General features: G+C 58.8%; 14 protein-coding genes. 8 read left to right on the forward strand and 6 right to left on the reverse strand.

Going from position 1 to position 14,179, the window contains the following annotated elements; translation table 11 throughout:
• Positions 1-168: 168 nt before the first annotated feature.
• Positions 169-1,671: a competence protein CoiA gene (locus NG696_RS01130; RefSeq protein ID WP_252573590.1), complete on the reverse strand. Its 1,503-nt coding sequence runs from the start codon at positions 1,669-1,671 to the stop codon at positions 169-171.
• A gap of 252 nt (positions 1,672-1,923) precedes the next feature.
• Here NG696_RS01130 and NG696_RS01135 point away from each other — a divergent pair, with 252 nt between their 5' ends.
• The gene (locus NG696_RS01135) at positions 1,924-2,217 is read left to right on the forward strand and encodes a hypothetical protein (RefSeq protein ID WP_252573591.1); all 294 of its coding nucleotides are present in this window, start codon (positions 1,924-1,926) and stop codon (positions 2,215-2,217) included.
• Between the two features lie 9 nt (positions 2,218-2,226).
• On the opposite strand, the gene NG696_RS01140 is transcribed toward NG696_RS01135, so the two are convergent.
• Entirely contained in the window at positions 2,227-2,586 is a 360-nt protein-coding gene (locus tag NG696_RS01140; RefSeq protein WP_252573592.1) for a helix-turn-helix domain-containing protein, read from the reverse strand.
• Between the two features lie 124 nt (positions 2,587-2,710).
• On the opposite strand from NG696_RS01140, the gene NG696_RS01145 reads away from it, so the two are divergent.
• The 3 genes from NG696_RS01145 to NG696_RS01155 all read left to right on the forward strand — a co-directional run bounded on the left by NG696_RS01145 (position 2,711) and on the right by NG696_RS01155 (position 4,328).
• Positions 2,711-3,043 (forward strand): hypothetical protein, encoded by a 333-nt coding sequence (locus tag NG696_RS01145; RefSeq protein WP_252573593.1) that lies wholly within the window; start codon positions 2,711-2,713, stop codon positions 3,041-3,043.
• A gap of 206 nt (positions 3,044-3,249) precedes the next feature.
• Complete coding sequence (locus tag NG696_RS01150; RefSeq protein ID WP_252573594.1) at positions 3,250-3,918, forward strand: DUF6308 family protein; 669 nt, start codon at positions 3,250-3,252, stop codon at positions 3,916-3,918.
• A 50-nt stretch (positions 3,919-3,968) separates the two neighbouring features.
• Positions 3,969-4,328 (forward strand): hypothetical protein, encoded by a 360-nt coding sequence (locus NG696_RS01155; protein WP_252573595.1) that lies wholly within the window; start codon positions 3,969-3,971, stop codon positions 4,326-4,328.
• A 20-nt stretch (positions 4,329-4,348) separates the two neighbouring features.
• On the opposite strand, the gene NG696_RS01160 is transcribed toward NG696_RS01155, so the two are convergent.
• Positions 4,349-5,344, reverse strand: coding sequence for a DUF4238 domain-containing protein (locus NG696_RS01160; protein WP_252573596.1), 996 nt, complete (start codon positions 5,342-5,344; stop codon positions 4,349-4,351).
• A 2,332-nt stretch (positions 5,345-7,676) separates the two neighbouring features.
• On the opposite strand from NG696_RS01160, the gene NG696_RS01165 reads away from it, so the two are divergent.
• Entirely contained in the window at positions 7,677-7,838 is a 162-nt protein-coding gene (locus NG696_RS01165) for a hypothetical protein (RefSeq protein WP_252573597.1), read from the forward strand.
• A 109-nt stretch (positions 7,839-7,947) separates the two neighbouring features.
• Here the strand turns inward: NG696_RS01165 and NG696_RS01170 are convergent, their stop codons facing one another.
• A complete protein-coding gene (locus tag NG696_RS01170; protein WP_252573598.1) occupies positions 7,948-8,151 on the reverse strand; it encodes a hypothetical protein in 204 nt (67 codons plus the stop codon).
• 505 nt (positions 8,152-8,656) lie between these two features.
• On the opposite strand from NG696_RS01170, the gene NG696_RS01175 reads away from it, so the two are divergent.
• Together NG696_RS01175 and NG696_RS01180 are read left to right on the forward strand one after the other, a co-directional pair.
• A complete protein-coding gene (locus NG696_RS01175) occupies positions 8,657-9,538 on the forward strand; it encodes a hypothetical protein (RefSeq protein WP_252573599.1) in 882 nt (293 codons plus the stop codon).
• Positions 9,539-9,742: 204 nt separating this feature from the next.
• Positions 9,743-10,078: a hypothetical protein gene (locus tag NG696_RS01180; RefSeq protein WP_252573600.1), complete on the forward strand. Its 336-nt coding sequence runs from the start codon at positions 9,743-9,745 to the stop codon at positions 10,076-10,078.
• Between the two features lie 281 nt (positions 10,079-10,359).
• Here the strand turns inward: NG696_RS01180 and NG696_RS01185 are convergent, their stop codons facing one another.
• Positions 10,360-11,799 carry an RNA-guided endonuclease InsQ/TnpB family protein gene (locus tag NG696_RS01185; protein ID WP_252573601.1) on the reverse strand — a complete coding sequence of 480 codons (1,440 nt, stop codon included), beginning with the start codon at positions 11,797-11,799 and terminating at the stop codon, positions 10,360-10,362.
• A gap of 351 nt (positions 11,800-12,150) precedes the next feature.
• Between NG696_RS01185 and NG696_RS01190 the strand changes: the two genes are divergently transcribed.
• A complete protein-coding gene (locus tag NG696_RS01190; RefSeq protein ID WP_252573602.1) occupies positions 12,151-12,378 on the forward strand; it encodes a hypothetical protein in 228 nt (75 codons plus the stop codon).
• Between the two features lie 464 nt (positions 12,379-12,842).
• Here the strand turns inward: NG696_RS01190 and NG696_RS01195 are convergent, their stop codons facing one another.
• Entirely contained in the window at positions 12,843-13,838 is a 996-nt protein-coding gene (locus tag NG696_RS01195; RefSeq protein ID WP_252573603.1) for a trypsin-like serine peptidase, read from the reverse strand.
• Positions 13,839-14,179 lie beyond the last annotated feature (341 nt).

Genomic DNA, 14,179 nt, shown 5'->3' on the forward strand with positions numbered 1-14,179 from the left:
AGGGAGCCAACAATGCCTTCGTATCTGATGTCTTGCCGATGCTGAAGGACGTGGGGAAGGTGATGCCGGCTAAGCAGGGTTCCGGCTTGGTACGCGTGCCTATTCCATATGACTGTGGACCTGTTCGTCACGCTGCCTGCCGCTCTATCGATGCTGAATAGCTCCACATTAGGCGCGCGGAATCGGTACGCACCGTTCAAGAAGCCTCTTCATCATCGCTGTGCCCTCGTCTTCAGGGGTTCTTCCCTTGGAGATGCCCTCGTAAACGCCATCCGAGTAATGCCGGTAGTCGGGGCTTGCGTTTGCTTTCGCCCTGAGCCGGCGCCAAAGGCACTCGTACTGACGATGGGGTTCTCTGCCGCACCAATCGCAGGAGGCGATGTCGGCTTCTTGCGGCTTTTCCTTCTTGCGCGTTGATGACCAGGAACTGGACGTCGGTTCCCGGTGGTCCGGATACCGGTGCCCGGTCATGATGACCACGGCGTCTCTTGCAGAAATCTCCGTTCCCACCAGCGCAACGTCTACTGCGTCTGTCCGCGTCAGCTGGCGGCGCTGATGCTGGCCAGGAATGTACCCGTCAAACGTCGGCTGCTGGCTCTCTGACGGGTCCTGGCTGCATGGTCCGAAGCCGTTGTCCGCGCACAGATGGACCTGTGTGAGAATGCCATCAGCGAGGGGAATGCGCGCTGTCACCGGTATGGTCACGGACTTCCAACGGGTCTCCAGCTCCAGGAAGGCGTCACCGAAAAAGCCGGTCCTGCAATGAGCGCACCCGTAGGCCAAGTAGGTTTTCCCTGCCTTCTTCGAGTGGTGCATCCGCAACGGAGCCAGTGGCGGAATACTGCCTTTGCCCGGAATTGCTGCGACGTCGCCCGCAATCAGAGTCTCGATGCGTTCGGTGGGCCATACAGGAAAGTCTGTCCGAGTGGCCTCAGTTGTCTCCTGGCAACGGGACCGGAGGGACGCAGCGCTTATCCTCCAAATTGTGGATGGCCGTTTGCAGGCCCAGCAGCTGTCGGTCAGATGCTGAATCGTCACCGAGGTTATCCGCGCCTGAACCCGGTCAAGATACAGCCCCAGCAGGAGAGCAGTAACGTGTGCGTGAAGACCAACCGCCGCTGCCTGCTGGAACGCTTTCTCCGCCAGAACATCAAACGGAGCATCGTCGCCCTCGAACACGACATGGGGCACGCCGGAACGCCTGGCCTCATCCCTGTTTCGCCGGTGGACGTACCAGAAGCACTCAACGCCGTCAGCGGCATAGCGCTCCTGTCTGCGCCTAAACTCACCGGCGAACTGGCGCGACCACTGGACCTCCAACGCCAGGCGCCTGCCATTGCTCTCTGCCAGGACATCCGCCGTCCACGCCCGACCTTCTGCGCTGCATTCCACACTCACCTGCCAGCCCGCATCTCTTGCGGCTTGCGCGATCAGAGTTTTGATCATGCGATGTTGAGGTGACTCGTTCCAACAATCGGTGAGGCCGCACCGCACACCGGCCTTGTGGGCAAAATGCTTGAGGCCGCGCCTGGACGTGCGCGGGATTCCAGGCACCCCGCACCGCATGAGCAAAGACCGGCTCTTGTACACGCTCTTCATCAGATCCCAGTGCTCATCTGTGGCTAAGTAGGATTCGATTCGTTCCCCGTCGAGAAACGCCACCAGCGGCATGAGCCCCCCTTACTGCCCGCGGGCATTTGACTCACACTAGCCACAGGCACCGACAGAATGCTGCACCCGTAACAACTCATTCGGCTGCTCCCTATAAATCGGGGGTGCCTCGTGGTGCAGGATCAGGGTGGGATGAGTTTGAAAGCCCCTGGAGCGGCTGGTGTAACTTTCTCCCATGGACCTTTCTGCCTTGGATGACTGCCAACTCTGCCCAGCCGCTGTCTCCCAGATCATCGACAGCGGGAAGTCCTGATGGCAACACGGCAGCGCCGTACCTGGAAGGCGGCAGCCAAAGCCAAGCAGGAGTCCAAAGAGCTGGGGGAGCTGCGCTCTGTCGAGCCGGCTTCACGCCGCAGCGATGGATCACCCAAGGTCGGTCCCGGCCAGGTCTACGCGGTCAGTTCGGGAAAGGTCTTCCACCCGGCCTGGTGCAACTCAGTGGGCAATGTTTGGAATGAGAACCCCAAGAGGCTGCTGGTCATCGAGGAGACCAGCGTTGGTACCCGGAAGGCCTGCAAGGGCTGCGACGAGCCGTTGCAGGCCTGAGACTGCTTACTACGCCTGGTCAGGGTCCCAGTCATCGCGCGGGTCGCGCTTTTCCAAGGTCTCGATCAGCGAGTTGAACCCGTCGTCTCCGGTGGATTCAGATATGACGCGCAGCTGGCCAGCCACCTCCCGCCACATGCCCGCGTACCAGACTGTGGGGTCAGTGCCGTTCTCACGGAGGAAGGCGTCCAGGGTGGACTTCCGATAGACCAGGCGGGAGCCTCGTTTTTCAACGACGGGACCCCGGCTGACGTAACGGAGGTTGCGGAGGAACTTCGCGCTCACCTCGAAACCGACCGGGCCGCTCAGGTAAGCCGCGGCCTCCTTCGAGGTCATTTCCATGTCCCCAGCGTCCAATTCGGATTCCATGATCTTCCCTCTGGTCTCTGATGCTAATCGTGCTGCTGCACAAAGATAAACGGCCGGTCCCGAGTCGCGGTAGGGTGCTGGTACGGGGGCGGACGAACCCGTGAGGCTAGTGATGGGTGGGGACATGCCCTGGACAAATCCGGATTTCGATATCAAATTGCGAGACGAACTGGTTCCGAGGATCGCGGCCGCACTACGTGAAGCAGTACCGGGCGCCACACATGCCCACATACACGTCAACGACGTGGAGACGGACGCCCCGTGTCTTTACGCAGGGGTCATTCTGAATGCGGAGGGCACGCGCATTGAGATGGAAGACCCCGGCGCGCTGGAAAATCAGGTCATCAATGCCTTGGTGGATGTGAAGACCAAGAACTCATGGGACGGTTATTCGCTTGCCCTGGACTTGGTTCGGGGTGTCGAGGTGGACGACATTTTCGACCTTATTACTGATTGACCTGACGTAGATCCATCCAAATTCAGACAACTCATCGCGCCCCGATCATCGAGCATGGATGGGTGTCTGCTCCTGAGCGGGGCCCTGCGAAACAGAGCTTCCCCCACGCAATTTTTTCTGGACGCCCGCCGTCAACGAACTGACACAGCGTACGTCAGCAGTGCGCATAGAAGAACCGAAAGGGCACCGTGGATCTACCCGACATCTTGAGCGACCAGAACGTGAAGGCGGCCGCCAGGCTGCTGCATCGTTACTACCACGAACCCGACAAGAAGGGGCTTCTCAGCACTGGAAGCCACTTCGATGAATGGACGGGCCGCGGAGACACAGCAAACAGAGACGTCATCACGGACAGTGACGCCGTGGCAGTGTCCATGCTCAGCGTCACCGTCCCGGCAAAAGCCATGGTGGGGCTCGCTGAACCGGAAACAGCAGCGCGCATCACAGAGTTGCTGAAGCAGATCCCCACCGATGTGCCTCTGAGCAGCCTCAGCGGCGAAAAAGCAGCAGCCCTGCTCACCGGCCGGGGTCCTGCCGCCCTGCTGTGGAAAGAACTCCGCAGGAAAAAGAACAACCGCTGGGGAATCGGCGCCACAACCGCAAGCAAGATCATGGCCAGGAAACGGCCCCACCTCATCCCCATCTGGGATGAGGTCATTGGCCTGGTCATCGGAGCGGACAGCTCTGATGACCAGTGGATGAACTGGCACCGGCTCCTGACCGACGGCACCGGCCTGCCCGAGCGCCTCGCGGAAATTCACCGGCTCTCAGAGGTGGAACGGCCACTCTCTGAGCTGCGGATCATGGACGTGATCCTGTGGCGGCACGGGAAGGACCAGGGACTCGGCGGACGCCGCGGGACAGGCCGCAGGTGAACGAAGCTGTCATCCCACACCCGCCGTTCTCCTCGTCTTATGGTTTCGCCATGACAGACAACGACGAGTACTTGCTCAGCAGGACCTTCACACCACGTCCCTTCTTCATTCCTGGTGCCCCGGATGAAGAAGCAGCGGAAATCATTTATGCAGGCGCTGCCAAGAACCTCCACGGCGAAGCGGTGCCGGCAGCACGAATCCAACGACTCGACTACACGCACGAAGGGAGGACGTTGCTCGCTGAAGTCGGTCAACAAGAGCCGCGCGGCGAGGGCACAGTAATGGCAATCTATGGGCCATCCTCGCTACGAAACCTCTATTACGTGGTGACCTTGAGCCGTGGCATGTACGGAGAGGATCCGATCATGGTTGGTTCCAATGAAGTGAGCAGAGTCTACGAATTCTGCTGACTGAGGGCGCCAGCCAACTACTAGCCCGTGATGACTTCAGACTCAACTTCCTGGTCGCGGGGGCCGGGGAGGTCCTTGGGAACCAGATCGGCATCTTCAGGATGGTGAAAGAGCCAGTTGCGGGCGTTGGCGATCGTGTGGCCATTGAAGAGATGCGCCCACTCGGTTGAGCCGGCCTGCTCGTGGTCATGTCCGCCGCTGAGGATCTCGTTCCTAAGCTCTTCCTTTGATCTGCTGGAGGCGGCGGCCTCCTGAAGCAGGGGTATCGGGCTCGCCAAAAGCAGACCAACTTCTCTGGTCAGAGGAATGGTGATTCCCCAAGCTGTCCAAAGCCCCACACCGGCAAACACGTCCTTTAGGTCCGGGTCAGGTACAAGTGCAACCGGGGTGTCGCACGTCAGCAACTTCTCCGAATCGAACCTGATAAGAGCCCAGGGGCGCCCCATGAAGTAGGGCATGAGTCCCGGAACCAGTCCGAGTATGTGTTGGACATGGCCCACCGAAGTGGTTTTCATGGTTATCCCATCCGGCTGAGCAGCCTGCTGCACCAGCCGATCCACCACGTCGTCATCAAACTCTTTGGCCGCCTTGCTCAGCGTATCTCGAACACCGTCCGCGCCCATGTGGGCGATCACCTTGGACAGCACTGTTCCTTGGATCTGGTCCATAGAGGTTCGGGTGTCCGGCCCCCGAAGGAACTGAAACGCGAGGAAGGTCCCGAGGATCTCCCGGTCTTCAGGGGACAGCGGCCAAAGGCCCTCGACCGCCTTCTTGATGACAGAAGACGCCTCAGCTTCCAACCTCGACAGGTCCTTCTCAAAGACGTCGGCTCCGTCAGGATGACCGGACAAAGCGTAAAAGTTCGTCCGGACAGTCGCATGAGTGGTGGGGATAACCAAGCGCTTTCCATCCCGACCAGCCGCACCTACTTGCGGCGTGCTGTCCGCACTTTCCTTAAATCCGAAGCCATTCAAATAGAACTTTGGAACCGTGTGGTGCCGCTTGCTGACCCCCATGTTGACCGTACCTTTCTTTGATCCTATCCAGTCCAACAGTGACTATTATCGCTGTTCCCTCAGAGCAGGATCGTCAACGCTCGTCCGCACGCAGCGAGGGCGCAGACTACGTCCCATGTCGTTGGGCTGATCGTGGCCACTTTTGGCTACGTCTGGACACCGATGCATAACCAAACCCACTTTTGGCCCAAAGCTAGGTGATTAGCGACCAAGAACGGGCCGGTTGTGGCCATGTCGCAGCGCTCCGGTCAGCTATGGGCGGATCATGGGCAGAAGCTGGGCTTTTTGTGACCAGAAAACAGCCAGCCACAGAAGCAGAGCCCGAGTGCAGCCAGAATCCAGATAATCCTCTGCTGTGCTGGATCATTTTGTGTACTTCACGGGCCAGTGCTGGACATCTCTGGTCAATATCTGGTCACACATGGGCGCAAGCTTGCAGCTTTCGGGCTGCAATTTTTTTCTCACCGGCACTCTGGCGAGTGCCATGCAGGGGTGGATGCACGGTGCCAAAAGAGCCGGGGGAGGGGGCGGTTGGCGATGCACTTGGACGCATTGCCCCACTGCCCGCCAGGGACTCCGGAGTCCGGTTGCCCTCGAGGGGAAAGGAGCCTGCAAGGAGTGTTCCAGACGTCTTTTCCCCCTCGTGACCAACCGTGCAGCAAAGTGTCCCCGGATCCCCTGGCGGGCGAAGAATGAAGGGGTGTAGGACGGGGCCAAACAGGATGGACGTCCAGTCAGATGACAGCCGCCAACCACCCACTCCGAGGACGCGCTGAATGGAATATAAGGTTGTCTACTAAGCCCTGCGATGCGGTGTCCGATGGCATGCTGAGGACGCTGCGCAGACGGGACTCACCCGCCCCTGGCATGCAGCGCTTATCCGGGGCTGTGAACCTCCGTCAGAGCCCGATAGGGGAGAGGCAGACGCAAGACCTGATGCGCCCGGAGAAGGCCGTGCAGCAGTGTCGCTCCAGCCCTTTGGCGTCCGCTGTGAGCAATTGCGCCACAAGCTGTGGCACAAAGTCGACGGGACCGCCGCGGCCTCCTGGCGAACTGTATTGGAGCTGCCGCCGGCGACACTGGGCAGCCCTGGGGAGTGCTCGCGGCTCTTCATGGAGCAGTGTCTGAAACAGGATCCGATGTCCTGCGAGGAAGCTGTGCAGCGACGACGTCGCGACCGCTGAAGCGACCATGGAGCAACCTCCGAAGCAGCGCCATGAGGGCGTGTGCAGCGACCCCTGCGGGCCGGTGAACCACCAGTGTCGCAAACGTGGGTAGGACTGCTGCGCAGCCCCCTCGCCACCACTGTGGCGCCGTCTTCGTTCCTCAGCCATCACCCCAGCGGCACCTCGTATGGGACCACTGCTCCTGCGTCACAGTGTCCTGTTGACATCAGAATCAGGTGAAGGCCCAAACCCGGTGTCCACTCCTTCGTCGGGACCCCCTAGCGCTGCGTGGCAGCACGCTTTCCACCGGGTGCCACGCACCTAAAAACCCGGTGGAAAGCCATCAGCCTTCAACCGCCGTAAAGTAGCTCCACTTCAACCCTCCCTTCCACCAGTGGAAGCCATAAATGGTCTGGTTGAAAGGATGTGGTGGAAACTACTTTCCTGCGATGAGCGGCTCAAAACACGTGTCCACCGGGTGCCATGCACCATAAATCCCGGTGGACACTCAACAGCCTTCAACCCGCGAAAAGTAGCGCCAGTTTCCACCCAGTGTCCACGAGTGGACAGCTAATAGGGGTGGGTGGAAACAACAGAGTGGACACTACTTTCCGAGTTCCTACCGGGTGCCATGCACCTAAAGACCCGGTAGGAACTCAAAAGCCTTCAACCCCAGTAAAGCAGCGCCACTTCCAACCCACCCCCTACGAGTAGGAACCATAAATGGGTGGGTAGGAATCAAGTGGTAGGCGCTACTTTCCTGCGACATGTCAACAGAAATCCCCCCGATCTTCCGCTAAAGCTACAGATGCGAGGGAACAAGAGAAAGGGCATAAGGGGGGATGGCACCTCGCTACGCTCGGTGGTCGGCACAGCCGACATCCCTTCGGTCGCTGCGCTCCCTCACCCTCCGCTGCGCTCCCTCACCCTCCGCTGCGCTCCGGGCCCCCACTGCGTTCGCTGGCGCTCTCTTGCCCCACCAACGCTGCGCGTCGTTGGGGTGCCCCTGGAGCCATCGCTTCGCGAGTGGCACCAGTTCCCGATGACCGCTGTCGCGGCCCTCGGACAGAGCCTCCCGTGACGTTGTCCCAGGCGTCTCTGAGCAAAGCAGCAAAGCCAGTGCAGACGCCTCGCGGCCCTGTCGTCCGGGACAGGAAGATCGGCTAATGGCTGATGGACTGCAGGGGTTCCACTACGATCTGGTGATCTTCGCCGAAGACCACCGCCAGGCTGACCGCGTGATGATTGAGCGCCGCGGATACGAGGAAGATCTGAAGCAATATGGCGTGGGGGAGTACAGCATCGACGCCTACCCATCTGACGGCTGAGAGTTGGAACCCTCGAGGTGGATCCCAACTAAGGACCGGGAAGGACCAACAAGAGAAGGAAGCCCCAACCGAGTTAACCGGGCGGGGCTTCCTTCTGGTCGAGCCAAAGTTATTGCGCAGCCATGTGCCGCTGCACTTTCACCGCGGTGACCTCGGGGAGCTTCAGGTTCGACAGGCGGACCACAGCTTCCGGAGTTACGCGGCCGCGTTCTTTGTCCAGGGCGACGCGGAGCTGCGCGGCACGGATACCGCGGCGGATCTTCATCGCCTGAGCCTCTCGAGCCGAGACTTTGGAGTGGGTACCTTTAGTCATGGTCGGCCTCCTTCGTGGATTCATTGTCTCCTGATCTATCAGGGTCGTCCACGGCGGACTCACCTGTGGTTCCACATCCCTGCTATCAGTCAGATTCTCATCGGTCTCGGTGGCCGCCACCGTGAACCCGGGCCCTCTGTTCCCAAGAAAGATGGATAGGTCGCGAGTGTGCGTCGACAGCCGAAAACCGCCTTGTTCGTCGTCGTGGACCCGGTAATGAAGACTCAATCAGCGACCCAGCCAGGTGACCTAAATTCTGACGTCAGGAACGAACACGATGATTCGACCAAGACATAAATCCACTGCAGGCTGCCGACGGAGCTTTTCAGAAATGATTTCGGTAAATGCGTTACGGAGAAGTGGCTCCTCAACGGGTGTGACCAAGCGCTAGGCTGTCAGCGACGTTGATGCAACAAGAGGAGCTCCGTGAGTTCAGAAATACCAGAACACCTGCTGGGCACACAACAACATCGGAACGCGCGACCTCAGCGACTACCTAGTCCACATGACTACGACACCTCAGGCGCTGGCAAGCATCATCACCTCCGGCCGCATCGAGGCTCGAAAGCCCTTTGGTCTCGGCCGCGGCCTCCATATGGTCGAAGACAAACACAAAGCTGCCTGCTTCACTGAGATGCCCCTGTCAGAACTTGACCGCCTAAGAGACCGCCGTAAGTCCTGGGGTATCGCCTTCAGACGGGATTTTGTGCTCAAGCAGGGCGGCCAGCGCGTTTGGTACCTCGACATCGACAAAGCGCCCTATCAGGCTATCCACGGCCTCAAAGAGACGGCCTTCGAGAATCGCGACTGGGACAACCCCATCTGGGCCATCACACCCTTTGTCGATCAGCGGAATCCGGGCAAGAGCTACACCTTCGACTGGGAACGCGAATGGCGAGTCGTTGGTGGCCTGAGATTTGACCTTGAAGACGTAGTCCTTCTCATAGGCCTCGACGGCGTTGAACCGCTCTTTCACGAGAAATTCACCATCGGAGCGCCGTACTACGACGCTCGCGACATGACCTACCAATGGGCCGCAGACACCATCCCAGAGGTCGGCGCAAACATGGACGCAATCCTCGAAGAGTTCCACATAACCTTCCTAACGCCAGACAATGCTGGAATCCCGTACGACAGTGAAGATGGGTACATGTGGGCGGGGTGCGCTACAGCCTATGAGACTGAGGACGCACTCGAATATCTGTTGCCGGAGGAGACCCCGTGGGAAGTCCTCCAGGCACTCGCCGAGCACCTCAACCCGATCAGCGTTCGATGGGCCGAACGTGAAGAAGTCGACTCGCGCGGCGACGACGATGACGACCTGGATTCTGCTGGAGCTCCTGACGAGGAGGACTCCACCTTCCAGCTACCGAACTGGAGCCTGTGACCGCACTCATTTATGGGAAGAGCCGAGCACCTAGGGATAAACCCCGTGCGACGTGACGGCGTCGCCTCGTTGGTCACTAGAGCTGGTCGCGAAGAGCTCGCTGGGAGGTTAGCCGACACACCTGTTAATCGTGATTCACATCTGGTTGAATGTGGATGACTGATCTTGACAATCCAATGAGACTCCAGCCGGAAAGATCACAGCATGACAAAAACCATCAAGGCCCCTGGTACCTACCGCGGTGGTGCCTACGGCATTGCTGCGGCTAATGCTCGACTGCCTCTTGATTCTCGGCAGGCTGAAGATTTGATGGACAGGGCCGGCAACGTTACGGTGACGATTCTCCTAAACCAGGAAAACTACTTGCGGCACGTCATCGCCTCGGCCACCGATGGCTCGTCCACCCCTGAGCTCTACGCCCACCGTGCAGCGTTCAGTTTCGGCCGGCCCTTTGCGTGCGCGGCAGAAATCACCGGCGCATCCGGTCCGGACTTTATGGTTTCCTACACCACTCACATTCGCGAGTTTCTCGACGACTGAACGCGGTTCTTCACAAAACCCGGGATTGTCCACTCTAACCACAGCGTCTGCGAGCCGAACCGGAATCTAAGCGGGCAAGCGCTGCCCCATCCCCGATGAGGTTTCCGTTTAGCCATTCCCCGCCTTGCCTGGAGGCGAGTCCAAGTGAGTGATGTTCCTCTCCTGGTTGGAGCGGTAGAGCCGTTCGGCCCGCACCGAGATAAGTCCGTACACCCATCCGGACATGCGTGGAACGTCCGCTCATCACTGAGCGAAGATGACCCCTTTGTGGCCTTCCCGTTTCATTGCCACCCGGTGCTCGTCCGTACCAGATACGGGTTTGCACGGGCGGCTCGGCGGGCGTTTTGCGTCTCCTCCGTGCTGGGGGCGACGGCTGCTAAAGCGGCGATGTTGCGGGCCGCGTTGACATCCCTATCGAGTACGAAACCACAGTCCTGACATTCGAATGTTCGTTCCGCAAGTGCAAGTTTGGCTTTCACTGCGCCGCAGGTTGAACACGTTTTGCTTGTTGGCGCCCACTGATTGATGACTATCAGCTGGGATCCGCCCCAGAACGACTTATAGGCGAGAAGGCGACGGATCCCGGCGGGGGCCACGTCGAGTATTGAGCGGTTGAGTCCGGCTTTGGCGCGAACATTTTTGCCTGGCAAATCCACTGTCCCGCGGGATGACCGTGTCATACCCGCGACGTGGAGGTCTTCGATTCCAATGATCGCCCACGTATTGACGAGGTGGTTCGTCAGGTCATGGGCGTGACCTTCTCTTTGGCGTACTTCGAGATGGGCTAGCCGGCCGATCTTTCCGACGAGCTGCGCCCGGTTGCGGGATCCTTTCTTTGATCTGGCACGTGCCGTTTGTAGGCGTGCAAGCTTTTTTGCATGTAAGGCTTTGATACGCGGGTTGGTAATCAGGTCCCCGTTTGAGAGGGCAGCGGTAACCTTCACTCCTAGATCAACACCAACGATTCCGGCAGCCCTCTTTCGGTTCGACAGCCGGGGCATCGGAATTGTTTCTTCCACGGTGAGACTGGCATACCAACGATGGCCGCGACGATTGACCGTAACGGAAGTGACCTCAACGGAGCCGGCGCGAATCTTCCTCTGAAGGCGTCTTGCATGGTCATGGATACGGACTTCGCCGAAAGTCGGGATCCTTAGTCGCCGAGTTGTCGTCAACCGGATCCCTGGTGACTTCCGGTCATGCGTGATCGTGAAAGAGTCTCGGGCAACACCCCGCTTCTTGAAGCGCGGGTACCCGACTCGCCGGCCAGCATGGGCTTGCTGAATGGAAGCGATCCAGTTCTTCCAAGCCTCGTCTGCCTGTCTCATCCCACCGACAAGCGCACTCCGATTCACCGCGTGAATCCAAGGCTCATGTTCCCGGCCGTCACGACCAGGCAGTAGGGACCCATTGCCGGCCGTGTCCCGGTGGGTATTCCGAATCGTGGTGAGCCAAGCATTGAAGTCAGGCGTTGACGGGATGGGGATCTTGATGTCCCTGCGAGCTTGCTCTTCGGTGAGCGCCTGCTCGTACGTCGCAAAAGCTACCTCTTGGAGCCAGAGCCGGTGGCTACTGCGTTTCGCTGCAATCGCATAGTTGTACATATATCGCGCGGCGCCCGCCCACTGGGAAAACTGTTCGGCCTGCTGCGGTGACGGATCAAGTGTGAGGCGGTATGCGCGGTAAATGACAGTGGTTGCCGTCGCGGTCAGCGTGCTCATGACGCCAAGGTAGTCCCAGGAAACGCCAGGGACCAGTCTCGTGGTCGCCAGAGCAACTGCAATCGGTCGTGTCAATTCTGGGCCACTATCGTCCGAATTGCGCTCGTAAATCAACCTTTTACGCACATATGTACAGGAGCGCTCCGCTGAACAATAGATCTTCGAATGAGTCTCGGTTGGCTGACTTAGGACGAGATTCGAAAGCTATTGATGGGCCTGTCCAAATTTGAGGATATTACGCGTCATGCACCAATTGTGAAGTCACGAGGAAGCCCTGCCGTTGCTGTGTGGCTTCAGCAATAGACGATTAGTCAGCCTCCAGCGAGAATGGGAGCAGCAAGGAGGAAATCCATGACCAGCCGGAGAAAGTACGACCCGAGGAGCAAGGAGCAGGTGTTTGACACGCTGCGGCGTGAGATCCTTGCAGCTCGTTTGAAGGTCACACTCGATGAGCAGTTGGGCCGCACGACGTCCTCGACGGTGAAGCGACTGTCGAAGATGAAGCTGCCGCCGCTCGTCCGGGCGTACTGCCCGGTTGAGGTCCCAGCGGTGATGGAGCCGGGGCCTACCGACTGCTGACGCTGATCTCGAGCCCAGATGCAACTTCGTATAGCGTGAGTGGTCCTGCCGCACTTGAGGACCCGCTGTCTGTTGTGCTGGCGGGCGATCCACACGTCGAATGGCCGGGCGTGCTTAATGCGCAGATTGGGTTGAACGCCGCGGTGGGCGTACATCAGCGGATTTGTTGCATAGCCGCAAATGTACGCCCACCGGGGCATTCCCCACTATTAGGGGACGCCGGGCATGGGTTGAGGGGTTGCACTCTTCATTCGATCCGGTGACCAGGTTGAGCTCTCCTCGACGCCGGGTGTTGTGACGGTGGAATCGCCACTCCCTCCGGGTGCCTGACTTGCCCTCTGGATAATCACGCCAACCGTGAGGAGCGCTGCAAGAATTGCAGCCAGAATCAGTCCTGCGGCCCTACGCCGCTTGTCCGTGCCGAGGTGCGCGAAAGTCATGGTCTCGACCTCCTTCGATATGAACTAGTACATCAGGTTGAACATGCTCAGCACGTCGCTTGAGTTAGGTGTTGCAAGCAAAAGTGGCCTGCCAACCGGCATCCTGCGGGATGTCACTGCGTAGACGTAACCCAGGTTGTAGTTGATGATGTCTTTCAACCAAGGTCCGCCACTGGCCCCGCCAGTCATATCGCAGTAGAGAGCCGAATCAGTGCTGCTGAAAGCAAAGGCTTCAGAAGTGCCATCACAGTAGTACGGAACCTCTCCGGTATAGGGCGCCCCGGCGGGCCACCCCCAAATGCGCGTGTTGCTCTGTGTGCGTGAGTTACCCGTCACAAGTCCGTTGCCGCCGGTCACGTTAACAAGCTCTTGTCCGTTCCGTGGCTGGAAGGACACAAATGCTTGGTCGTGTGACCAGTCACTACTGTTGATCCATGAATTGAATGTACGCGCCATTTCGTAGTGCCAAACGCCGTAATAGCTGTTGGGGCCGTTGAAATAGGCGGGAGCGAAGGCAAACTCCTTGAAAAAGCCTGATCCTGGACCCCCATGGACGCAATGGGCTGCGGTAATGACGAGATTCTTATGGTTGCTATTGATTACCGAACCGGAGCATACATAGTCCCTCCCATCGTACGGATTGTAATAGAACAACTTACCTGCCGTGGAAGGGACAGCCGTCGCAGCGAGAAGACCTGGTTGATCAGGATTGTTCAGTGGAGCAACTGGTTCCGTCGCCTTGGTAGCCTTCTTTTCCTTGTCCTTGCTAACGTTATCCTGGGCTTCGGCGAGACTAAGCGGAACGGCCGCGGAGGCTTCCGGCTCATCCGCAAGAATCGCCTTCTTCATTCTCTCCGCAGTCCAAGGTTTGGCTGACGCGAATTTGTCCAGAACTGGCTTCGAAATGCTTTGCGTCTGATCTTCATTGGGAAGCGCAATCTTCCCGCTGTCTGGTGCGGCCCCGGCAACCGCGGGACCCGAAAAACTGAGAGCCAGCACCATAAAAATGGTGCTAGTCATGACCGTACCTTTTTTCCGCACAGATATCCCCAACTCTTTGCCGATGCGATTAGGGCGCACTCGATCCCCAATCGACATCTTCGGATGACTTCTACTCGCCGCGCCGCCTACGCTGCTAGTTTCTTCTCCGCCTACAAATGAGGATTCACGACAAAGTCATGGCTCTGTCGGCAGTTGGGGAGAATTCTTGTCCCTTAGTTAGGTAACAGGAGAGAGCTTAACATTTAAGTCTCCTTGTTAAAAGAGCTTCGCCATTCTTTTCGGCCACCTATGTCACCCCGGCTTGGTTCACGCTCGAAGGGAGGAACGATTCTGTGCAAACCGCTCAAGAACGGCTCGTT

The organism is Pseudarthrobacter cellobiosi, assembly GCF_023913755.1.
Classification (GTDB): domain Bacteria; phylum Actinomycetota; class Actinomycetes; order Actinomycetales; family Micrococcaceae; genus Arthrobacter; species Arthrobacter cellobiosi.

What these genes read in the sequence shown, in the direction of transcription:
- NG696_RS01130 (WP_252573590.1), bottom strand. Translation starts at nt 1,671, where the DNA reads ATGCCGCTGGTGGCGTTTCTCGACGGGGAACGAATCGAATCCTACTTA.
- NG696_RS01135 (WP_252573591.1), top strand. Translation starts at nt 1,924, where the DNA reads ATGGCAACACGGCAGCGCCGTACCTGGAAGGCGGCAGCCAAAGCCAAG.
- NG696_RS01140 (WP_252573592.1), bottom strand. Translation starts at nt 2,586, where the DNA reads ATGGAATCCGAATTGGACGCTGGGGACATGGAAATGACCTCGAAGGAG.
- NG696_RS01145 (WP_252573593.1), top strand. Translation starts at nt 2,711, where the DNA reads ATGCCCTGGACAAATCCGGATTTCGATATCAAATTGCGAGACGAACTG.
- NG696_RS01155 (WP_252573595.1), top strand. Translation starts at nt 3,969, where the DNA reads ATGACAGACAACGACGAGTACTTGCTCAGCAGGACCTTCACACCACGT.
- NG696_RS01160 (WP_252573596.1), bottom strand. Translation starts at nt 5,344, where the DNA reads ATGGGGGTCAGCAAGCGGCACCACACGGTTCCAAAGTTCTATTTGAAT.
- NG696_RS01165 (WP_252573597.1), top strand. Translation starts at nt 7,677, where the DNA reads ATGGCTGATGGACTGCAGGGGTTCCACTACGATCTGGTGATCTTCGCC.
- NG696_RS01170 (WP_252573598.1), bottom strand. Translation starts at nt 8,151, where the DNA reads ATGACTAAAGGTACCCACTCCAAAGTCTCGGCTCGAGAGGCTCAGGCG.
- NG696_RS01175 (WP_252573599.1), top strand. Translation starts at nt 8,657, where the DNA reads ATGACTACGACACCTCAGGCGCTGGCAAGCATCATCACCTCCGGCCGC.
- NG696_RS01180 (WP_252573600.1), top strand. Translation starts at nt 9,743, where the DNA reads ATGACAAAAACCATCAAGGCCCCTGGTACCTACCGCGGTGGTGCCTAC.
- NG696_RS01185 (WP_252573601.1), bottom strand. Translation starts at nt 11,799, where the DNA reads ATGAGCACGCTGACCGCGACGGCAACCACTGTCATTTACCGCGCATAC.
- NG696_RS01190 (WP_252573602.1), top strand. Translation starts at nt 12,151, where the DNA reads ATGACCAGCCGGAGAAAGTACGACCCGAGGAGCAAGGAGCAGGTGTTT.
- NG696_RS01195 (WP_252573603.1), bottom strand. Translation starts at nt 13,838, where the DNA reads ATGACTAGCACCATTTTTATGGTGCTGGCTCTCAGTTTTTCGGGTCCC.